At 44.1% G+C, this 22,145-nt stretch carries 20 protein-coding genes; 18 read left to right on the top strand and 2 right to left on the bottom strand.

From position 1 onward, the window contains the following. The first annotated feature begins 123 nt into the window (after window positions 1–123). On the top strand, window positions 124–990 hold the full coding sequence (locus tag OCU90_RS08760; RefSeq protein ID WP_004733788.1) for a fructosamine kinase family protein: 867 nt from the start codon (window positions 124–126) through the stop codon (window positions 988–990). A gap of 92 nt (window positions 991–1,082) precedes the next feature. After that, entirely contained in the window at window positions 1,083–1,286 is a 204-nt protein-coding gene (locus tag OCU90_RS08755) for a CPXCG motif-containing cysteine-rich protein (protein WP_004733789.1), read from the top strand. A 181-nt stretch (window positions 1,287–1,467) separates the two neighbouring features. Here the strand turns inward: OCU90_RS08755 and OCU90_RS08750 are convergent, their stop codons facing one another. Beyond that, entirely contained in the window at window positions 1,468–2,079 is a 612-nt protein-coding gene (locus OCU90_RS08750) for a riboflavin synthase (protein WP_061024155.1), read from the bottom strand. Between the two features lie 426 nt (window positions 2,080–2,505). On the opposite strand from OCU90_RS08750, the gene OCU90_RS08745 reads away from it, so the two are divergent. Beyond that, entirely contained in the window at window positions 2,506–3,876 is a 1,371-nt protein-coding gene (locus OCU90_RS08745) for an MATE family efflux transporter (protein ID WP_004733791.1), read from the top strand. Window positions 3,877–3,994: 118 nt separating this feature from the next. Here OCU90_RS08745 and OCU90_RS08740 read toward each other — a convergent pair whose 3' ends face one another. After that, entirely contained in the window at window positions 3,995–4,837 is an 843-nt protein-coding gene (locus OCU90_RS08740) for a DNA ligase (RefSeq protein WP_029405054.1), read from the bottom strand. Window positions 4,838–5,148: 311 nt separating this feature from the next. Between OCU90_RS08740 and OCU90_RS08735 the strand changes: the two genes are divergently transcribed. From OCU90_RS08735 to OCU90_RS08665, 15 genes are all read left to right on the top strand, one after another. Beyond that, a complete protein-coding gene (locus OCU90_RS08735; RefSeq protein ID WP_004733793.1) occupies window positions 5,149–5,478 on the top strand; it encodes an STAS domain-containing protein in 330 nt (109 codons plus the stop codon). Window positions 5,479–5,540: 62 nt separating this feature from the next. After that, window positions 5,541–6,377 (top strand): OmpA family protein, encoded by an 837-nt coding sequence (locus tag OCU90_RS08730; protein WP_017090933.1) that lies wholly within the window; start codon window positions 5,541–5,543, stop codon window positions 6,375–6,377. Beyond that, window positions 6,374–8,473, top strand: a complete 2,100-nt coding sequence (locus tag OCU90_RS08725; protein ID WP_017090932.1) for an SLBB domain-containing protein — start codon at window positions 6,374–6,376, stop codon at window positions 8,471–8,473. Before OCU90_RS08730 ends, OCU90_RS08725 begins: the two co-directional genes overlap by 4 nt. Continuing rightward, a complete protein-coding gene (locus OCU90_RS08720; RefSeq protein ID WP_061024153.1) occupies window positions 8,473–9,162 on the top strand; it encodes a P-loop NTPase family protein in 690 nt (229 codons plus the stop codon). Before OCU90_RS08725 ends, OCU90_RS08720 begins: the two co-directional genes overlap by 1 nt. Before the next feature lie 17 nt (window positions 9,163–9,179). Then, the gene (locus tag OCU90_RS08715; protein ID WP_133151093.1) at window positions 9,180–9,386 is read left to right on the top strand and encodes a hypothetical protein; all 207 of its coding nucleotides are present in this window, start codon (window positions 9,180–9,182) and stop codon (window positions 9,384–9,386) included. A 332-nt stretch (window positions 9,387–9,718) separates the two neighbouring features. Further along, entirely contained in the window at window positions 9,719–10,711 is a 993-nt protein-coding gene (locus tag OCU90_RS08710; RefSeq protein ID WP_061024151.1) for an ABC transporter substrate-binding protein, read from the top strand. 195 nt (window positions 10,712–10,906) lie between these two features. Next, a complete protein-coding gene (locus tag OCU90_RS08705; RefSeq protein WP_004733798.1) occupies window positions 10,907–11,806 on the top strand; it encodes an ABC transporter permease in 900 nt (299 codons plus the stop codon). Beyond that, the gene (locus tag OCU90_RS08700) at window positions 11,799–13,031 is read left to right on the top strand and encodes a quaternary amine ABC transporter ATP-binding protein (RefSeq protein ID WP_004733799.1); all 1,233 of its coding nucleotides are present in this window, start codon (window positions 11,799–11,801) and stop codon (window positions 13,029–13,031) included. Before OCU90_RS08705 ends, OCU90_RS08700 begins: the two co-directional genes overlap by 8 nt. 603 nt (window positions 13,032–13,634) lie before the next feature. Continuing rightward, the gene (locus tag OCU90_RS08695; protein WP_061024149.1) at window positions 13,635–14,045 is read left to right on the top strand and encodes an Hpt domain-containing protein; all 411 of its coding nucleotides are present in this window, start codon (window positions 13,635–13,637) and stop codon (window positions 14,043–14,045) included. Between the two features lie 232 nt (window positions 14,046–14,277). Beyond that, complete coding sequence (locus OCU90_RS08690) at window positions 14,278–15,789, top strand: sigma-54-dependent transcriptional regulator (RefSeq protein WP_061024147.1); 1,512 nt, start codon at window positions 14,278–14,280, stop codon at window positions 15,787–15,789. Then, on the top strand, window positions 15,770–16,894 hold the full coding sequence (locus tag OCU90_RS08685) for a glycosyltransferase family 4 protein (RefSeq protein WP_061024144.1): 1,125 nt from the start codon (window positions 15,770–15,772) through the stop codon (window positions 16,892–16,894). The genes OCU90_RS08690 and OCU90_RS08685 overlap by 20 nt, the downstream gene beginning before the upstream one ends. Before the next feature lie 250 nt (window positions 16,895–17,144). Then, a complete protein-coding gene (locus OCU90_RS08680; RefSeq protein WP_061024141.1) occupies window positions 17,145–18,521 on the top strand; it encodes an O-antigen ligase family protein in 1,377 nt (458 codons plus the stop codon). 92 nt (window positions 18,522–18,613) lie between these two features. Next, complete coding sequence (locus OCU90_RS08675; protein ID WP_061024139.1) at window positions 18,614–19,399, top strand: acyltransferase; 786 nt, start codon at window positions 18,614–18,616, stop codon at window positions 19,397–19,399. Further along, entirely contained in the window at window positions 19,392–20,528 is a 1,137-nt protein-coding gene (locus OCU90_RS08670) for a glycosyltransferase (protein ID WP_061024136.1), read from the top strand. The genes OCU90_RS08675 and OCU90_RS08670 overlap by 8 nt, the downstream gene beginning before the upstream one ends. Next, window positions 20,525–21,949, top strand: coding sequence for a GumC family protein (locus tag OCU90_RS08665; RefSeq protein WP_004733807.1), 1,425 nt, complete (start codon window positions 20,525–20,527; stop codon window positions 21,947–21,949). Before OCU90_RS08670 ends, OCU90_RS08665 begins: the two co-directional genes overlap by 4 nt. The last annotated feature ends 196 nt before the right edge of the window (window positions 21,950–22,145 follow it).

Genomic DNA, 22,145 nt, shown 5'->3' with positions numbered 1-22,145 from the left:
TAAAGAACAGATAAGAACATTGACGAGTACGTCTATAAATTGCTCAAATTTATCCTAAACTATGGCTAACAAACAGTATTTCTAACCTTCAATTTTTTAACTTTCAGTCTTTGAGGATTTCCTATGTGGCAGGCCATTTCTCAACAACTTTCAGATACTCTTCTATTTAACTTTCAGATTACTGAACGTACCAAGGTTTCTGGTGGTGACATTAACGATTGCTATATGATCAGCGATGGTAATGAACGCTACTTCGTAAAAGTGAACCAGCGAGAATTTTTACCTAAGTTTGAAATCGAAGCTGAGAACTTACGCTTGTTAAGAGAAACTTCCACCGTTTATGTGCCTGAGTTGGTACTGATTGGTAAAACCAAAGAATGCTCATTCATTATTCTCAATTACTTGCCAACTAAGCCGCTTGATACGGGTAATAACAGCTTTGATTTCGGGGTGCAGCTTGCTCAGCTTCATAAATGGGGCGAGCAAAAAGAGTTTGGTTGTGACCAAGATAATTATATCGGTAGTACACTTCAGCCTAACCCTTGGCATAAGAAATGGGGTCGCTTTTTCTCTGAACAACGCATCGGCTTCCAACTGCAATTGCTAAAAGAGAAAGGCATTGAATTCGGTGATATTGATGACATCGTTGATGTGGTGAATATGCGTCTTGCTGGCCACAATCCTCGTCCTTCTTTACTTCATGGTGACCTCTGGAACGGCAACGTAGCAAATTCAGCCTTTGGGCCAATCTGTTACGACCCCGCTTGTTATTGGGGCGACCATGAATGTGACTTAGCGTTAACGGAATTGTTTGAAGGGTTTCCAAAAGAGTTTTATGAAGGTTACCAGAGCGTCAATCCACTCGACGTTGGCTATACTGATCGGAAAGACATTTACAACTTGTACCATCTTCTTAACCACTGCAATCAATTTGGCGGCGAATATTTAGCACAAACTGAAGCATGCATTCAGAAGATACAGGCCGTTTAATACCAATCAAAGCTAGCTATTGCGTTCTATAAAGCTACTGCGATCTTTAAAGCTAATACGATTGGAACAAGATACAGTGAGGAGAATTAGCCATGCATAAATACACAGAGAAACATGTCTCGTGCCCCCACTGTGGGCATGCAATCAGCATAACGCTCGATGCTTCTAATGGGAGCCAAGATTTTTATGACGATTGCCCGGCGTGTTGCAATGCCATTCACCTCGATATGCAGGTAGATGAAGTAAGAGACAGAATTAACCTCTCGATTGATGCAGACGACGAACAAGTCTTCTAACACCTACTCTCTTGTCGAGTTGGATCTACACCTGGATTTAGAGCTACACCTCGATTTTGAGGCTAGCCTAGAAAAACACAAATACACAAAAATAGAAAAGAGCACCTAATGTGCTCTTTTTTAATATCTTCGACTTTTACTTAGTGTCGCTTTTTGGGCAAATGCTATTGATAAACCGTCACTACAACTTCTGGTTTGCTAATACGCGCTCAACAGTATCAACAATCGCCTGTGTTTGAGGGTCGAACTCAATATTTACTTGATCGCCTACTTCACGGCCGCCAAACAGAGTACGATTCAGTGTTTCTGGGATCAGGTGAACAGAGAAACGGTTCTCTTCCACTTCACCGATTGTCAATGAACAACCATCAACGCCAATGTAGCCCTTGCTCAACACATACTTCATTGATTCTTGCGGCAGCTCAAACCAAAGCGTACGGTTATTTTCTGTCTTAATCACATCAACGAGGTTACCCATCAGAGTAATGTGGCCAGACATGCTATGTCCGCCAATTTCGTCACCAAACTTTGCAGCACGCTCAACATTCACTTTGTCACCAACATTCAGTTGGCCCAAGTTCGTCAATCGCAATGTGGCTTGCATTAAATCAAAAGCAATCTGATTGTCCGAAATTTCCGTTACCGTTAAGCAACAACCGTTATGAGCTACTGAGGCACCAATTGCTAATCCCTCAACCATTTCATCTGTTAACTCAATGGTATGAGTCTGAAACAGCTCTTTTTTGTTTATTGCAACCAGTGTTGCCATGCCTTGAACGATACCTGTAAACATAAGATTCCTATTTAGCATTCTAGGGCGTGTTGACCTTTCGCGGTTAAATTTTGTTCGAGATAAAAGCGTTTTAATCGCGGCGAGGGGGAAGTAGCCTAGCATCCTAAGCAAATCTCCCTCAACAAAGAGTAAAACGTTTTTAGCCGAACCCTTCGGGCAGCGTTTGCTGGTCATTTTTACTACGTTATCGGCTTCTCATGTAGGCTAGCTACACATCAAAGCCTCTGCCTTGTAAAAATACCCAGCAACTCGCTGCAAAAATCAGCTCGAAAGATCAACACGCCCTAATAACAGTTTTTCATAGCAGTTATTGTGACATTTCTTTATGATTCGTCCAGTGGAAGCTTAAGATCATTGTCTCTGATTCCTTCAGAATGTCCTTTCCTACACTATTATTCTAATTTTCCCTCTTATTTGGAGTTGTTTGTGCATCGTTACAAAGAAGAATCCTCGAATCTAATCAAACTTGCGACCCCAGTTTTGATTGCATCTGTTGCACAAACTGGAATGGGTTTTGTTGATACCGTGATGGCCGGTGGCGTAAGTGCTATCGATATGGCAGCGGTTTCGATTGCAGCAAGTATCTGGCTACCATCAATATTATTTGGTGTAGGTCTTTTGATGGCGTTGGTTCCTGTTGTCGCACAACTGAACGGTTCAGGCCGCCAAGTCAAAATTCCATTTGAGATTCAGCAAGGTGCATTTTTAGCGCTCGTCATCTCGTTACCTATTATTGGCGTGCTGTTCCAAACGCAGCTGATATTGGAATGGATGGACATTGAGCAACTCATGGCAGACAAGACCATCGGCTATATGAATGCGGTGATGTTTGCTGTGCCTGCGTTTTTGCTGTTCCAAACATTGAGAAGTTTTACTGATGGCATGTCTTTAACTAAGCCTGCCATGGTGATTGGTTTTATCGGTTTGCTATTAAACATCCCGCTTAACTGGATGTTCGTATACGGAAAACTTGGTGCCCCTGCTCTTGGTGGTGTTGGCTGTGGCGTTGCAACGGCTATCGTCTATTGGGTGATGTTTGCACTGCTGTTCGCTTACGTTTTAACATCAAAGCGTTTGGCTAAAATCAACATCTTCGGGACGTTCCACAAGCCGCAACTTAAAGCTCAAATTCGTTTGTTTAGACTTGGTTTTCCAGTTGCTGCCGCTATCTTCTTCGAGGTCACGCTGTTCGCAGTGGTTTCCCTATTGGTAGCCCCATTAGGTTCATTGGTTGTTGCCGCACACCAAGTCGCGATTAATTTCTCTTCTCTCGTGTTTATGATTCCAATGAGTATCGGTGCCGCCGTGAGTATTCGTGTTGGCCATAAGTTGGGTGAAAACAACACTGAAGGTGCGAAGATCGCAACACACGTGGGTATCATCGTCGGTTTGGTAACCGCCTTTATGACAGCGGCATTAACAGTATTGTTTAGAGAGCAGGTTTCGTTACTTTACACAGAGAACACGGCGGTAGTTACCGTTGCAATGCAATTGTTGTTGTTCGCTGCAGTTTATCAATGTACCGATGCAATCCAAGTTATCGCTGCAGGTGCTTTGCGTGGATACAAAGACATGCGTTCGATCTTCAACATTACCTTCGTAGCGTATTGGTTACTTGGTCTTCCTATCGGCTACATCTTAGGGATGAAAGATTGGATTGTTGAACCTATGGGCGCACATGGGTTCTGGATTGGTTTCATTGTCGGCCTAACATCAGCTGCCATTATGCTTGGTATGCGTTTGCATTGGATGCATAAACAAGACGATGATGTTCAGTTAGAATTTAGCTCTCGTTAGATTCGTCCTCGCTAAACCGGTATCGCCGTTATCGCATACAAAAAGAGCTCTGATTTTCAGGGCTCTTTTCGCTTACGGCTGTAAATGATTTAGGGGCGATTAGTTTATACTCAAGAGATTAGTATTCACTCTTTTCTCGAACAAAGCGCGCAAACTTAGGCTTTCCGTTTTGTGTAAAGCCGTTATACCGGAAGGTAATTTGACTGCCTATTTCAGGCGGTGCGAGTCTCATCTGGTCACTGAACCCACTTCCAATATAAAATTCCACCCCCTCTTCTGTGTGAACCAAAATTGAACCCATCATCCCTTTATACTTCCCTGTGCCGCCTTTGTAACCAATAACCGTGGCTTCTGCATCGTGATGCCTTTTTAGCTTTAAAAGGTCATTACTTCGGCCTGCTTGATAGCGACTGGTGATCTTACGAAGCATCAAACCTTCACCATTACTCTCATCGACATTATCGAGTTGATGGAACAGAGCTTCTTCATTGTGAATCGGTACATGTTCGATGTAGCTGACATGAGGTTCTCCAATCATGCTTACCCAATGCAAGATGTTGTAATAGCGCTTTTGATAATCACCAGCAGCCCCTGGCATATCAAACAGCATGAAATCTATTTGGCGCCACGCTACGTCACTAGGCGTATGATCGAGGACGGTAGATTGGACTAAGTGGAACTGACCTCTTCCTGCCCACAACTCCCCTTCGAGATGTACCTTAGGCAAGTTTTTTGTAAACCACTTCGGTGAGTAAATGCGATTTCCGTTTCGAGTATAAAGGTGTTGTCCGTCCCAAAGAGCCCGAATCCCATCAAGCTTTTCACTCTTCCAGTATTCAGAAACATCAATGCCTTGTTGGTATGTATTGGCCAGTACCAAATGGTCGGGAGGTAAATAGGATGAATGAGAAGAAAGCGAACACGCCCATAGAGTTGCTATCGCCAATTTAGTTAATCTCATCATCTGCTCCGTATTGATATCTGTAGTGGTCAACAAACGCCTTTAATCCTAAGCGTTCTGACATGTAGGTAGACAACCTTTGCTAGAAGATGCGATCCACACGCCAACCTTATTTAACTTTCAATTTCATTCATGTAATTAATGACTTATGGGTCTCAAATGTTCACCCATTTTTAGTTCTCATATTGAGAAACCGACTTTCTCAATATGAGATAGAGATTAGCGGTCAAGTTAAGTTATTGAAAAATATAAACATAAAAGTTGGCACATTCAGTGCAATTGTCCATACATACTCAAAAGGAGATATCGCTATGGAACTACGTAAGATTGATTTAAATACAACGACACTGACTCTTTCTATCTTCGGTGATTTAGATGCAGCAGGTAGCCGTGATGCTCAGACCGATATTGACGATGTAATCTCAAATGATGGCCACCCTGAAATCGAAGTTGATTTTAGCCAAGTAGAGTTTTTAGATTCATCTGGTGTTGGCGCAATTGTTTACATGTTCAAACGCCTAACTGAGCGCGAGCGCAACATGCGACTTGAAAATGTGACTGGCCAGCCTCTTGAAATTATGAACTTGCTACGTATTGGCCACGCTATCCCAGTAAATTCAAAAAATCCTACAAATTCATGAAGATCCACTAAGCTAGAAGTAACAAAACATAATAATAAAAAGTAAAAACATAGGACGTTGGCATGAAAATACTGAAAAACTACATAGCCCTTTCTCTGTCTGCTTTGGTTCTAGGTGGCTGTACTAGCTACCCTGAACAAGGCACCGGCGGTTTGGCTGAAAGTTATGACTCTATTAATTACCAAAATTCCGACTTTTCTCCTGTCATGCCAGACGAACCTCTTGGTCCTGAACACGGATTACGTTTTGATTGGCAACTGGCTAAATTACATCTTGATGCCTTGATTCAAGAAGGCGCCCGTTGGTGCTTCCCCGCTGCTGTTGTGCAAGCGATAGAGAAGCAAAATCGTATCGCTCGTGAACTGCAAGGTGGCCTGCTTCTAGATGCGGCCAACGACCTAGTCATTCAAAGAAAACGCTTAAATGAACTTGAAGTCCAACTGGACTATGTGACCTCACAAGCCCGCTGTGAACCACCAAAAAATGAAAACCAATTTAGAATGCAATTGTCGGTTATCGAACAGTTGTATGACCTGCTTAATGTTGACAACCAATTCGCTGAAGATTCGATCGAAGTAAACCCGAAGTACATGGGTAGACTGGCGGAAGCGACAAGCCTACTTAAAGAACATAAATCCCTAGACCTTGTTGTTACCGGCCATGCAGATGCCACGGGTACCGAAGAATATAACGATGACTTGGCACTTGGACGTGCTAAACAAGTCGAACGCTACCTAACTATTTTTGGCTTAGGTGCTCAGCGAATCAAAGCCGTGTCTGTTGGTGAAACGGTTCCTCTTTTTGAAGGCGAATCAGACGGTACGCGTTTAACTAACCGCCGAGTGAGTATCGAAATTATCTCCCCTAAAAATGCCGAGAAAATGGGAGGTGGATTATGAAATTATTGATCGCTTTTATCTTCACCCTATCGTTAAGCTTTACGAGTGTCGTGAATGCGAGCGAAGAGTTTTCAGACGCGGTTCAAGTCGGTGACCTTATCCAAGTTAACGTACCCGGTGAAAGTACGTTGAACACAGGGTTCCAAGTGGATAAACGTGGCCGCATAACCCTTCCTGAAGTTGGCGCTGTATTTGTTGCGGGTTATGACAGTGAGCAGCTTAACAAAGTCGTTCTAGAATCACTGGCAACCGCTTATAAAGATCTTTCGAACGCTTCGGTCTACGTCAAAGAACAACAAATCATTATCTACGTGCAAGGTTATGTAGAACAGCCTGGCGAATACACACTGGCATTGGGTTCTAGCATCCAAATGGCGCTTTACGCAGCCGGTGGATTACGTCCGGGAGCACAACTGGACAAATTGATTCTTAAGCGAGGCGCGGACAAAAAAGAGTTTAACTACAAACGTTTCCTTGATTCAGGTGACGAATCAACGCTACCTACTCTGCAATCACTCGATTCGCTTTTTGTTCCAGCATCGCCATTAGTAGGCAATATTGAACAAGAGTTCGATGCAGCAAAGCTTGCTAACTCTGGTGACAGTGCCGATTCTCGCAATTCAATTAAAGTATTTGGCGAGGTAAATGCACCGGGTTCGTTTACTTATAAAGAGAGCACCGATCTTGTCGACGTACTAATGCGCTCGGGCGGTGTGACTCGTTATGCCAGTGTTGAGCAAATCCGAGTAATTTCAAACAACACGCCTACGCTATTCAACCTTAAACGTTATTTAGATTCTGGTGACGAAAGCCTACTTCCAATCTTACGCCCGGGTGCAACCATTTTTGTGCCGAAGCAAGAAGAAGAGATCAAATCCGGCGCCAACATGGTTTACGTCATGGGTGAAGTTGCCGCTCCCGGTGCTTTTGAAGGAAAAAGAGATGCCACCTTCATGGATATCCTTGCGAATGCTGGCGGTCCGACTCGATTTGCAGAATCGCGCCAAATACGTGTGATCAAGGCGGATGGCAGAGTACTTAAATTCGATTTAGCGGCTTACACAGAAGGTCTACCTAACTCTAATCCACCGAGCATTAAAGCCGGTGACGCTATTTTCGTTCCAGAGAAAACCGACATGAACGAGAAGTCTTGGTTGAAGATTGCGCCAGACAGAGCGGTTAACGTTATCGGTGAAGTCAACCGACCTGGTCGTATTGAATGGTCAGATGAAATGAACTTCATGGGATTATTGGCTCACGTCGGCGGTCCTACGTTACGAGCGGACACCTCAAAAATTGAAGTTGTGACGGGTAGAAAGATGGTTGTGTTTAATCTTGATGATTTCATCAGAAATGGTGCGCCACGAGATCTGATGCCGCAAATTCGAGCCGGCTCTATCGTCCGTGTCCACGACCTACCACAAGATCCTTCAGACAATAAATCTCAATGGGTACGTCAAAGCTCTGATGCTTCGATCTACATCTTTGGACAGGTGAATGCACCCGGTCGTTACCGCTTCACCAAAGACATGCACTTTCTAGACATTTTGTCTGCGGCAGACGGCCCTACTAAGGATGCCGATATACACAACGTTCGTGTTACGCATCGTGATAAAACCTACTCTAAAGTAAGCAAACTCAATCTATCACTGTACTTTGAAACCGGTGACGAATCATTACTGCCAAATGTAACCACCGGTGACACCATTTATATTCCAGAGAAAGGTAAAAACTGGTTAGACACACCGAAAGAAGAAACCGTTCGTGTGCTTGGTGCGATTAACAACCCAGGTCGCTATGTGTTTAACGACAACATGACGATTCTAGATATATTGGCAGAAGCGGCAGGCCCTACTGACAATGCTTACGTAGAGAAAATTACCATTGTGAATATGTCTTGTTGCCAAGGTCAAGCTCGTACCTTCGACCTTGTTGAATTCAGCAAAACAGCCAACATTTACAACTTACCTGTGCTACGCGCTGGTGACACTATCTACATCCCAGATCGCCGTGAGAGCTTTATGGAAAAAGCTCGTGTAGGTCTAGAAGACATATTACGTCTAACAACAATGATCGTCTTAATAGGAGCTTTATAATGACAATTTCAGCGACCCATGCCGAAGTCGAGCAACTGTATTTAGCTTCTGAACTTAACGGACAGAAATCGATTTGTGTGACTGCCTGTCATTCAGGTGACGGGGTAACCTCTGTTGCAACTGCATTAGCAGAACGTTTTCTTCTTGCTGGTCATTCTACGCTTTATGTTGACCTCAATTTATACAACCCCGCTTTCAAAGATTTGAACATGTTAGAAGATAGTCAACAGGGGCAGTTAATAGAACATGTTGAGTCTCACCGGATGTTCATTGGTGTCCCGGCACCTCAAGTGGCATCAACACAGCTTGCTTATAAAGACCCGACAACGTTACAAAAAGTGGTCAACAAATGGCTAGAGAAATACGACAGAGTCATCATCGACACCTCACCGCTTCTCAACATTAACAAAGGGAATATCCCTGCACAGTCTGTTGCGAGTGCCTGTGACAGCACATTGATGGTTGTCGCCTATGGTGAAACGTCAACTCACCACCTAGAACAAGCGAAAAAGCTGCTTGATGCTCAGAGTATCAATCTAATGGGCAGTGTGATGAACATGAAACAAACACCTAGCTTTGCACAAGAGTTGGTAAGACAAATCAATCGAATGAAATTCCTTCCAACTACACTTCGCGATAGCTTGGCAAACAAGCTGTATCAAAATGAGTTTTTAAACCTGCCGATGTAACTTTTTCGCGCCGTTCTATGGCTGTCATTGATACCATGACAGCCACCTATCCTATTAAACTTCAAGCCCCCGACAGCTCTAAATGCCCCAAAACCAAATTGGGTGTTTTTGGCGAAATTATTATTGAAAATAAGATTTTAAAAACCATTCAACGCATTTCACACACGTCAACCATGGTCTTACCACCTTTAAATCCCTTCAAAAATCAACAGCCCCATGCCTAACTTTAGCGGTAATGTGACACAGACGGTTAAAGTGCCATGTAAATCGCATCAAAGATGGAATTCGTACGATTATTCCCTAAGATTATAAATAGAGGTGGTTTTTGACGAATTTGTAATAGTTTGACAAAGTTATCCGATGGCTGTTGAAACACAGTGGATGAATTGGCAAATCACACTTCACTGACTTTGCACGTTTATCTATTCAAACTTCACCCATCCCTCCTTCTGCTCAAATGGTTCAAATACACGGAAAGGATCACCATCGAGCAATTTAGATAACCAATTTACCTTGGTTACCTTAGTTGTATTATTAAAGAGAAAGGAAACTCAATATGAAATACAAGTTAAGCTCCGTATTTTTGTTAGTAGCAGCAGCCAGCGGTAATGCTAACGCTGGAGAATGTGGCAGCGTAACAATCGCAGATATGAACTGGAACTCTGCAACACTGATCGCCAATATCGACCAATTCATCCTAGAACATGGTTATGGGTGTGATGCCGAACTTATCCCTGGCGACACCATGCCAACAGGCACATCCATGATTGAAAAAGGCCAGCCTGATGTTGCACCTGAACTTTGGAGCAACAGCTTAAAAGACGCATTGGACAAGGGTGTCCAAGAAAAACGTCTTCGCTACGCAGGTAAAGCACTTGTGAATGGCGGTGAAGAAGGCTTTTGGGTTCCAGCTTACTTAGTTAAACAATACCCAGAGATGGCAACCATCGAAGGTGTACGTAAAAACGCTAGCTTATTTAAGCACCCTGAAGACCCAGATACATCAGCATTCTACAGTTGCCCAGCAGGCTGGAACTGTCAGATCAGCGCCGGAAACTTGTTTAACGCTCTTGAGCTGGAAGACAGTGGTTTCACGATTGTTGATCCAGGCTCGAGTGCCGGCTTATCTGGCTCTATCGCAAAAGCTTATGAGCGCGAAGAAGCTTGGTTTGGTTACTACTGGGCGCCAACCGCCGTTCTAGGTAAATACGACATGGTTAAAGTTGACTTTGGTAGTGGTGTTGATGAACAAGAGTTCTTAACTTGTACCACCAAAGAAGACTGTGATTCACCTAAAGCGACCATGTACCCGCCTTCCCCCGTTCACACTATCACCACTGAGAGTTTTGCTTCACGTGCACCTGAAGCTTATGACTACTTCACTAAACGTGGCTTCACAAACGATAAAATGAACTCCCTGCTTGCTTGGATGGAAGACAATCAAGCGGATGGTGAAGAAGCGAGCTTGCATTTCTTGAGTGAATTCCCAGAAGTATGGCACCCATGGGTTTCTCAAGAAGTCGCTAAGAAAGTTGAAGCTGAGCTTTAATCGCAGCATTTCGATAGCCGTTATATTTCAATGATAGCTATATTTCGAAACGCACTGTGCACTAAGGCTAAGCACTAAGCTTCAATAATACGGAAATAACGTCGCTATACTTGATGTTATTCATGATTCGGAGCCCTTTTCATAGGCGATTACCTCATCGCATGAACAAGTGGCTCCGAACTATAAGGATATAAAATGGCTGACACCAATTGGTTATCAACCTTTCCAGAGATGGAACGCGCTGATTTACGAACCATAAAAAAGACGCTGGATGGCGCATACCGTGAATTCTCTCGTGAATACGGTGAAATGATCGAATCTCTATTTGACCCTCTTCTTTCATTCCTTGTTTGGTTTGAAAAACTTCTTATCTCAACCCCTTGGATTATAGTCCTCGCCGTTTGTACAAGCCTTGTCTACGCCGCGAGTCGTTCTTGGAAACTGGCTTTAGGTTGTGTCGTTTCTCTGCTCCTTATTGGTTACTTTGGAATGTGGGAAGACACCATGCGGACGCTCAGTATCATTACTGTTTGTACCTTGGTTTCGATATTCTTAGGCATTCCGATTGGTATTGCGATGGCTCGTTCAAATCGAGCTCAATCTATCGTTACACCGATGCTTGATATCATGCAAACCATGCCGGCATTCGTTTATTTAATCCCAGTGGTGATGTTACTCGGCATCGGTAAAATTCCAGGTCTGATCGCCGTGGTTATCTACGCTATCCCACCTGTGATTCGTTTAACCAACCTAGGCATACGCTTAGTCGATAAAGAAGTCCTTGAAGCAGCAACCGCTTTTGGTGCGAGCAAGAAACAACGCTTATGGGGTGTTCAACTCCCTCTAGCAATGCCAACGATCATGGCGGGTATCAACCAAACTATCATGATGGCACTGTCTATGGTTGTTATCGCATCCATGATTGGTGTGAAAGGCCTAGGACAACCAGTTCTTAAATCCATCACCAACCAATATTTCACATTAGGCTTGATGAACGGTTTTGCCATTGTTGCCCTCGCAATTCTTTTTGACCGCGCTTCACAGGCATACGCAAGAAGAACCAATGCGCATTTAGGAGGACTCAAGCATGACTAAACCATTGATTGAAATTAGTGGTCTATACAAAGTGTTTGGACCGAAACCTATGTCTGTTATGAACCGAGTTCAGAACGGCGAACACAAAGATCAGATTCTTGCGGACACAGGTCATACCGTCGGTTTAAAAGAGATTAATCTCGAAATTAACCGCGGTGAAATCTTCGTTATCATGGGGCTTTCCGGCTCGGGTAAATCGACTCTAATTCGCCACTTCAACCGTTTAATTGACCCAACGCAGGGTAAGATTATGGTCGAAGGCATTGATGTAATGAGCCTCAACACCAAGCAATTAGAAGAGTTCCGCCGTCATAAAATGTCGATGGTATTCCAACGCTTTGGCTTAATGCCTCATCGCACCGTGGTAGAAAACGTTGCGTACGGGTTGGAAGTACAAGGCATCAAGAAAGAAGACCGTTTAGCAAAAGCCAATGAATGGTTAGAAACGGTGGGTTTGAAAGGTTACGGCAAGCAGTACCCTGCCCAGCTTTCTGGCGGGCAACAACAACGTGTTGGGCTTTCGCGAGCACTGTGTACTAACGCTGAAATCTTATTAATGGATGAAGCCTTTTCGGCACTCGACCCTTTGATTCGAAGTGAAATGCAAGATCAGCTCATTGAACTGCAAGAAAAGCTTCATAAGACGATTGTTTTCATCACCCACGATTTGGATGAAGCACTCCGTCTCGGTGATCGAATCGCAATTTTGAAAGATGGCGAGTTGGTACAACAAGGTACGCCACATGAGATTCTACTGAATCCAGCCGATGACTATGTAGAGGCATTCGTTAAAGACGTAAACCGTGCTCGTGCATTGACGGTTGAAACGGTTATGCAGCCTCCTCTCTATCGAATCACTTCAGAAACGATTGAAGGTGCTCTGGCACAAATGAAGATGCTGAAAAACGATTACGCTTATCACGTAACGGACGAAGGCTATCAAGGTTTGGTGACTCAAGAGAGCTTACAAGACGCGGTTGAAGATGCCTCTGTCCATGACTTCAGCGATGAGATTTACGAAGAGGTTCCTGCTGTTTTACCAGATGCGGTAATTGAAGAAGTACTTCCAGACACTATGTCTTGTGACTACTCCCTTCCAGTTGTCGACGAAGAAGGTAATCTGAAGGGTGAATTAGAGAGAAGCGCCGTTGCTGATATCTTCTCTGAAAGTAGCGAGGAAGAAGTAGAAGCCGACCCAAAGCCAAAGATTGATAAAGCTTCGTAGTTCTACTTTTCGTTATTTAAAGCACGGCTGTTTGAATTACTGCTATTTGAGTTATCGTTATTTGAGTTATAGCTATTTGGGTTACAGCTATTTAGATTAGCCTAAACTACTTAACCCGCTCTAAGACCACTGTTGTTAATTCACCGCAGTGGTCTTTTTTATTTGTATCGGCCTCGTTTTATCCTGAGCTAGACCCCTACCTTAGGTTTTATAAGCACCTAAGTTTATATTTTATAAGAGAAAACAAAATTAAATCAGTCCGTTAGGCTTGTCACAAACCCTGTAGCAATATGAGTGAGATGGTAATTAATTGCTCTGTTTATACGGCAAGCAGTTGAAATTATTCTAGAAAATGACTAGAACTTAATAGGGGCTGTTGACCTTTCGAGCTGGGTTTTGCAGCATCTTGTGGAAAATTAATACAAGGAAGAGGCTTTGACGTGTAGCTGGCCTACATGAAAAATCTCTAACGCAGTAGAAATGAACCACAAGGGCTGCCCGAAGGGTTCGAGCGAGGCGCCCCCATTCGAACAAAACTTAACCACGAAAGGTCAACAGCCCCTTTACTCACGGATATTAAGCTCAACGAAAGGACTTAGTTTGATGAATTCCACTTTAGCGTCAGACACAACTGCACATCTAAACTCACAAGAAGTTAGCGAGCTTGTTGATGAAAGCGTTCTAGAGCAAATGATTCGAGATACAAGTGCGGACATTATCCCTATCTTGATCGACCATTATGTCGAAGAATCACAAACACGCTTGGTAGCCATAAAAGAGGCTGTCACGCAGAAAGACGTTCAAATGCTTGAGTTCGAGGTCCACACTCTCGGCAGCACGGCGCTATCATTAGGTAATCGCCCTTTGGGTGAGTTAGCTCGCGCTTTAGAGAAGCAATGTTTAGAACAGAGTCATGATGCCGCATTTCTACAAGTTGACGAATTACTAGAACTCGCAGTGCGTTCAATCAAAGCCTTGCTTGAAAGAAAAAAGGCTGGTTTCAGCGAACTCTGAATGCTCATTAGTATCAGTGTAAGTGTAGGTATCAGATAAAAACTCAACATAGTCGTTATTAATATACTCACCATTAATAGGCACGCTATCGTGAGCAACAACGCGAGAAAGTACACCTATCGTTTCTTAAGAGATTGCATGCGGTAGATAACAAATACACAAGTCTCGTGTTGATGGATACATACCACTATGTTATTGATTGGTTAGGATAAAGTTTCAAAAGGAATACACAATGCGCCCTAAGGTATTGTTAGTTGAAGACTCCACCTCACTCGCCGTACTCTACAAGCAGTACGTAAAAGACGAGCCCTACGATATTTTTCACGTCGAAACCGGCGCGGAAGCTAAGATCTTCATTGAAAGGCACTCACCACAGCTTGTTATTCTCGATCTTAAACTGCCCGACATGCCAGGCGAAGAAGTCTTAGATTGGATAAGTGCGAACGAAATACCGACCGCCGTCATTATCGCGACAGCACATGGCTCAGTTAATATTGCTGTAGATCTCATCCAGCGCGGTGCGGAAGACTTCTTGGAAAAGCCAATTCAAGCCGATCGACTTAAGACCTCTGTCCGCTTGCATCTAAAAAGAGCGAAACTCGAAAACCTCGTCGATAACATGCAAAGCAAGTTCGATCGTGACCGCTTTCATAATTTCATTGGCTCTTGCCTACCTATGCAGGCGGTTTACAAGATCATTGATTCTGTCGCGCCAACCACTGCCAGCGTGTTTATTAACGGCGAGAGTGGTACGGGTAAAGAAGTGTGTGCAGAAGCGATCCACCAAGAGAGTCAACGTAACGGTAAGCCCTTCGTTGCCATTAACTGTGGCGCTATCCCTCGAGACCTAATGGAGAGTGAAATCTTTGGTCACGTTAAAGGTGCATTTACCGGAGCAACAGCCGACCGTAAAGGTGCAGCGATGCAAGCACACGGCGGTACCCTATTTCTCGACGAGCTTTGTGAAATGGAACTGGAGATGCAGAAGAAGCTCCTTAGATTTTTGCAAACCGGTACGTTTACTCCACTCGGTGGCAACCGCGAGATTAAAGTTGATGTCAGAATTATCTGTGCGACCAACCGCGACCCACTGGTTGAGGTAGAAGAAGGACGTTTTAGAGAAGACCTTTACTATCGTGTTCACGTCGTGCCTATTGAGATGCCACCGCTTCGTGAACGAGGAGGTGACATTGTCACCCTTTGTAATCACTTTTTAAAGCTGTACGCGAAGCAAGACAAAAAGAAGTTCAAATCAATAGACAAAGAAACGCAGAATCTACTTAAACGTTATGCGTGGCCAGGCAACGTGCGTCAGCTGCAAAACATCATCCGTAACATCGTGGTGTTGAACAATGAGACAAGCGTGACCAAAGACATGTTACCGCCTCCGATTAATAAAATAGACGCAGCTCCAACCTCGAAATCAGTGACACCAATTCGAGTAGCGGCGCCCCAAACTGCTGTTGTGGAAACACCAGAAGCTAAGTTGCCACCGATTACTCCGGAAGAGTTGGAGCAATCGTCAGTTGTTCCCGCTAACAACGACCCGATGACGCCCGCATTTATAACAAGCGAAGGTGCTATCCGTCCAATGTGGCAAATAGAGCGCGAAGCCATTCAACACGCGATCAATCATTGCGATGGGAATGTGCTAAACGCTGCTGTGTTATTAGAACTTAGCCCTTCTACCGTTTACCGTAAGAAGCAGGCTTGGGAATCGGATGATGAGTACAACCAAGCCTAGCCAAGGTGTACTCAACGTAAACCTTCATGAGATTTGGCTGTTGATCGACAGCCAAACTTTTGGAGGTATAGAAACGCATGTTTTAGAATTAGCACAAGGCCTGATTTCTGAAAGCGCTCAGTATTCAGATGCTGTTCGAATCGTTCTTTTGACTCAGCTTAATCCAGAAGCGATCATCGTTGAAAAGTTGAATACGCTGAACATCCCTTTTAGTTACCTTTCCGATTTAGCCTCTTGCTCTGCAGATTCAAGCAGCAATAGCGCGACACAGCTTAAACGTGCAGTTCAACATTATCAGCCAAGGCTTATACATGCTCATGGTTACAAAGCCAGTTTGGTCAGTAAACTCATCAAGCTCCCACCTCGCTTAAACAGCACTAAACAAATCACCACTTATCACGCAGGTGAAACCCCAACAGGCAAAGTATGGCTTTATGACTGGCTCGACCGTTACAGCAGCTTTCTTTCTGATCAGTCGCTTGTGGTCAGTGAGAAGATTAAAGCGAAAGTGCCGAGTAAAACCCATCAATTGAATAACTTTGTTAAAGTCCCAACCGGGTTAACAAACTCCCCTTCATCAAGCCCATTCCATGTAGGCTTTGTGGGGCGGTTAAGCCATGAAAAAGCGCCTGATCGATTTGTCGCATTAGCCAAACAGTTTCCTGATGTTCGGTTTGAGCTTTTTGGTGACGGACCAGAAATGGACGTCTTAGCTAAATCGCAGCCTGATAATGTTACCTTTCATGGGCATCAGACCAATATGGACGACGTCTGGAGCCAAATCGATTTGTTAATCATCCCTTCCCGCTTTGAAGGCTTACCTATGGCGGCATTAGAAGCCATGATTCGCGGCATTCCCGTTCTCGCTACCTCAGTTGGTAACTTGCCTAAGCTCATCGTGCACCAAGTTAATGGTTACCTCGCCAATTCAGAATCTGATTCAGAAACAGCGTTAGTACTAGAACAGCATTTATCCTCGTGGATGTCATTGACGAGCGAGCAACGTGACTCTCTCAAGAGTAACGCGATAGAAACCGTGAAAGACCAATACTCGCCACAAGCTGTTGTCCCGCAGTTGTTGGAAATCTATCAACTCGACCGTTAATACTCGTCTTAGTAGTTAACTGGTCATTTGGGCTAGATGATTTAAGTACTTTAGACAGTTTTATACTGATTCTCAAAATGACAAAACTCACCTCAAGGCTAAGCCCTCACTTAATAATCCAACACTAAATCAGTTAGTTAAACAAAATGCATAACTGGCACTCGCTTTGCAATATTTAACATCAGGTGTAACTACGTCTCAAAAGATTGCGAGCGAGTCATGAAGAGTTTATTTGCGAATAGAGGTCACAATGGTCAACCCTGAAGCCAATAGATTGCCAGTCATCATCACGATCAGCACCTTGTGTGTCGGGCTCGGTATTGTCTGGTACTTCGTGCCGCATCCCGCTGTTATTGTGGCGCTCGCTCTTGTGCCATTGGCCGGGTTATTCGTGTTAAACAAGACATTCTGGCTAGTCCTATTGTTCGTTGTCTTTTCATTTTTCCGAATTCACGAAGCCATACCTCAACTCTATTCGTTAAAAATACCGCTAATGCTTTCATTAGGCGCTCTGTCAGCTCTGCTATGGCATGCTTTAATCAGTAAAGAGCTCAAAATCTTCTGGCACCCTTGTTTAAATTGGCTCACCATTTTTTGGGTATTGGTTTTTATTGGTATTATCTTCGCGTCTAACAGGCCCATAGCACTCGCAGAATTCAAAGGCGTTTATTGGAAAATCATCGTGATGACGCTTGCGATTACTTGGCTAGTAAATACCACTGAAAATCTCGCAAAAACCGCGATGACGATTATCTACGCTGGCGCTTTAGTAAGCTCTATTGCCGTGTACAACTCAGTAAATGGCATTGGGCTTGTTGAAGGCTCACGTGTGACTATTGGCCGCGATTTTGGCTCTATGTTAGGTGACCCGAACGATCTAGCACTGGTACTGATGTTCCCACTCGCCTTTACGATAAGCCAAGCCACCACGACTGGCATCTCACGATCCAAACGCTTAATTAGCGGGTTAGTCTGTTTGTTGCTGCTCGCCGCCATTATTGCCACTCAAAGCCGTGGCGGGTTACTGGGGTGTATTGCGGTGATTGGTATTTTTGCGTGGAAACTAGTGCGCTCTAAAGTTCTCTTAATCTCCGTAGGAACTGTCGTGGCCGTAGTGCTCTACTTGGTTGCTGGGATCTCAGACAGATCTTCTGGTGGTGCCGCTGAACAAGGTATCGATGAATCTGCAATGGGGCGAATCTATGCTTGGGAAGCAGCAGTAAAAATGGCAGTTGAGAATCCACTGACAGGCGTAGGGTTGAACAACTTCTTCTCGAACTACTTCTTTTATAGTTCGCACTGGGACGGACTGAATCACGCCGTTCACAGTACTTGGTTTGGTGTGTTAGCAGAGACCGGATTCATTGGTCTGATCATTTTTGTTTGTCTTATCGTTTCTTTGATCAAAACCTCTCGCTCTACGTTAACGAGGTTAAAAAACTCGGCCACAGAAATCGACCCAAATCTCAATGCCGCGGCTTACGCCGTATATACTGGGTTAATTGGCACCATAGTCTCGGGTACCTTCCTAACACAAGGCTTCAACTGGCCTATCTATATCCTTTCCGCATTGATTGTTGCTGTTGCGAACGTATCTCATACTGCCTGTCAAAATGAGAAAACCTAAAAGTCAACTTGTAACTTATTGAAAATAATGCACTTATTAAATGGCACAATATATGAAAGTACTTCTATATAACAAAAAAGAGGATTTTCATTATGACGTCAGTATCTATACATCAATTCAAACATTGGCTTAAGTTTCACCCTAATTCTCGAATTAGAAATGTGTTTTTCATTTTGAAAGACATCAGAAGCGCAGAGCTACCTACCCCTCAAGTACTTAATCGCTGCCTATATCAAGCGCACAAGCTAGTGGTGAATTTGGTTTCTGGCTTTACGCGATTCTTCTACTGGACTCCGGCTTTCAAAGGTCGTGTCGCTCAATGTGGCAAACGCCTGTATTTATACGGTGGCCTCCCTTTCGTGAGCGGTCCGGTACAAATTACGATTGGCGATAACTGCCGTATCTCTGGCCACACGACATTCTCTGGTTGTACCCAACCACTTGAAGGCTTGGAACACCCACTACTGTCGATTGGCAACAATGTAGACATCGGTTGGCAATCGACCATCGCTGTTGGAGGTAAAGTCGTTATCTCCGACAACGTACGCATCGCTGGCGGCGCTTTCCTGTTTGGATACTCTGGACACCCGCTTGATGCAAAACGTCGAGCACTAGGTGAAGGCGATGACCCTCAGCAAATCGGCGACATCATTCTTGAACAAGATGTATGGCTAGGCACCAATGTTACCGTTAAAGGTGGCGTAACCATCGGCGAAGGTGCCGTAATAGCCGCAGGCAGCGTGGTAACAAAGAACATCCCTGCCTTCGCAATCGCAGGCGGTAACCCTGCTCGAGTTGTCGGTCAGATTAAATCCGTTGAAGTGACAGAATCCGATGTATTCGACTCGTTAGAGACTCATGGAGGCGACCATGCGTGATTTAATCGTATTTGGTGAAGACTTTGGCGGTCTGCCTTCATCGACTCAACACTTGGTTCGTCACTTGGCTAAACAACATAAAGTCTTATGGGTCAACTCTATTGGTCTTAGACAGCCAAGACTGTCAGTTAAAGACATCACTCGCGCTTTCAATAAACTGACAGGGCGAAGCAACGCAGTTACTCAAAACATGCTGGATCCACAAAACGTCGCTGATTCAAACGACCAAGGCAACATAACGGTCGTGAACTTGAAAACCATTCCTGCGCCTTCTTCTAAGCTGTCTAGAAAACTGGCTCAGCAAATGATGTTACGTCAGTTGAAGCCAGTTATTGCTGAGCTGAAACTTCATAATCCTATCTTATGGACTTCCCTTCCTACCGCTGTTGATTTATGCGGACACTTAGGCGAGTCAGCGGTTGTTTATTACTGCGGGGATGACTTTAGTGCGCTCGCGGGCGTTGACCACAAAACTGTCGCTCAGCATGAATTGGAATTGATTGAAAAATCAGATCTGGTCTTCGCTGCTAGTGAAAAGCTGATGGACAAATTCCCTAATGAGAAAGCTCAACTCTTACCACATGGTGTCGATGTCGGGCTATTTTCTACACCAGTTCCAAGAGCACACGACTTGCCAAGCAACCACCGCCCGATTGCAGGCTTTTACGGAAGCTTATCTCAATGGCTGGATTACGACATGGTCAAACATGTGGCGACAGCAATGCCGGAATGGGACTTTGTATTCATCGGCCCTAATGAGCTTGATACATTGTCGTTGCCTAACCTCGATAATGTTCATTACTTGGGGCCTCGCCCACATCACACGTTGCCAAGCTATTCGCAACACTGGGATGTGAGCCTATTACCTTTCGTTGATAACGAACAGATCCGAGCATGCAGTCCATTAAAGCTGATGGAATACCTTGCCGCGGGAACTCCTATCGTAACCACCCCTTTTCCTGCAATGGTTCCTTATAAGAATCACGTTACGTCCGTTGAAAATGCACAACAGATGGTCGAAGCTCTCGAGCAAAGCCGTCACCTTGAAAACTCGCCAGTCTCTGTCGTCTCCAAAGACAGTTGGCAGAACCGCGGTAACTTCGTACATTGGATGTTGGAGCTATTATGAATAATCTGAAATTGCGGTTATTGTTCATCTTGAATGCCATGTGGCGCCAACGCTACGTTATTGTTCTACCAATCCTTATTTTGCCCTTTGTCGGCTTTGGTGTGAGCAAGTTGGCTCCGACTAAATATGACGCGCATACCAGTATGTTGATTCAAGAAACGGCCAAAATGAATCCATTCTTGGAAGACATCGCCGTTTCTACCATGCTCAAAGACCGCCTTAACGCGTTGAGAACACTGCTTCACAGTCGACATGTACTTTATTCGGTCGCTGATGAACTGCAATTAACCACGCCCGATATGCCTGAAATTGAGAAACAAGAGATCATTACTGACCTATCTCAACGTCTAACGGTGACTCAGCTTGGAAAAGATTTTCTAAAAATTAGCTTAAGCTCAAACACACCAGATGGAATGGAAGCGACGCTTCGTTCGGTAAGTGAACATTTTATTGAGCAACTGTTAGCACCAGAACGTTCTTCGATTGAAGACTCGAGCAACTTCTTGAAGATTCATATAGATAAGCGCAGTGCTGAACTTGAAGTAGCAGAAGAAGCCCTTGCCTTATACATGAATGAGAATGTTCATTCGACGCCTGAGGTACAGAGCCAAAGTTTGAATCGCTTAGCGTCACTCAAACAAACACTCGCAGAAAAAGAGGCCGAGTTATCCGGTGTTGAAAAAAGCTTAGGGTCAATCGATCAACAGCTTTCAAAAACTAACCCAGTGATAGGTCGAATAGAAGATCAGATCATCGATATTCGTAGTGAACTGGCTCTACTTCAAGCCAAATACACAAACAAACACAGTGCCGTACAAGCTAAAGTTCGTGAACTAGACAGACTTGAAAATGAGAGAAAGAGTTTACTCGATGTCACTCAACCTACGATGAACAGCGACCAGCTTTGGGACATTGCAAGTAGTACGACACTGAACAAACTGTCTGATACCCAACCTCTCTTAGTCACCCAACTACACAGTTTACAACTGGTTCGTGCTCGCTTTGAATCTTTGACAGAAGAAACGAAAAGCCTTCGTACTATGATTTTCGAATTAGAACACAAGGCGAATAACTTCGGCGAAAATGCAAAAGAGATGTACCGTCTTAAACGACAAGTTGAAATTAAACGCCAGCTATACGATGAACTGACAGAGCGTTATGAAATGGCTCAATTAACGGGTTCGCTTGGTGTATTCGAGCAAAACAAACGTGTGAAGATTATCGATTTACCCTTCACGCCTAGTATCAAATCTAACATACCTTCTTTTGTGTTTGTTTTGGCTGGTTTCGTTGCAGGTATCGGCCTTGGCATTGGGTTGGCGATATTGTTTGAGCTGTTTGACTCTTCAATCAAGCGTAAAGATGAAATTGAAGACATCTTAGGTGTTCCTGTCATTACCGTTATCCCTAAAATGAGTTGATTAGCCTTAGCTATTTTTAACTTGCTAGATTCTTAGCTTTCTAGTTTCCTAGCTTCGTGCTTCCTAGCTCTTTAGTTTCCAAGTACTAAACGCCAACACTCGGTTGGCGTTTTGCTTTTATAAAGCCCCAATTATTAATCCCACTTTCGATTTCCCGAAGCGCCACGATTCAAATAGCCATTCACTCGTATCTTGT

This window comes from Vibrio splendidus (assembly GCF_024347615.1).
GTDB lineage: Bacteria > Pseudomonadota > Gammaproteobacteria > Enterobacterales > Vibrionaceae > Vibrio > Vibrio splendidus.
This window is presented reverse-complemented; position numbering and strand designations above follow the sequence as displayed.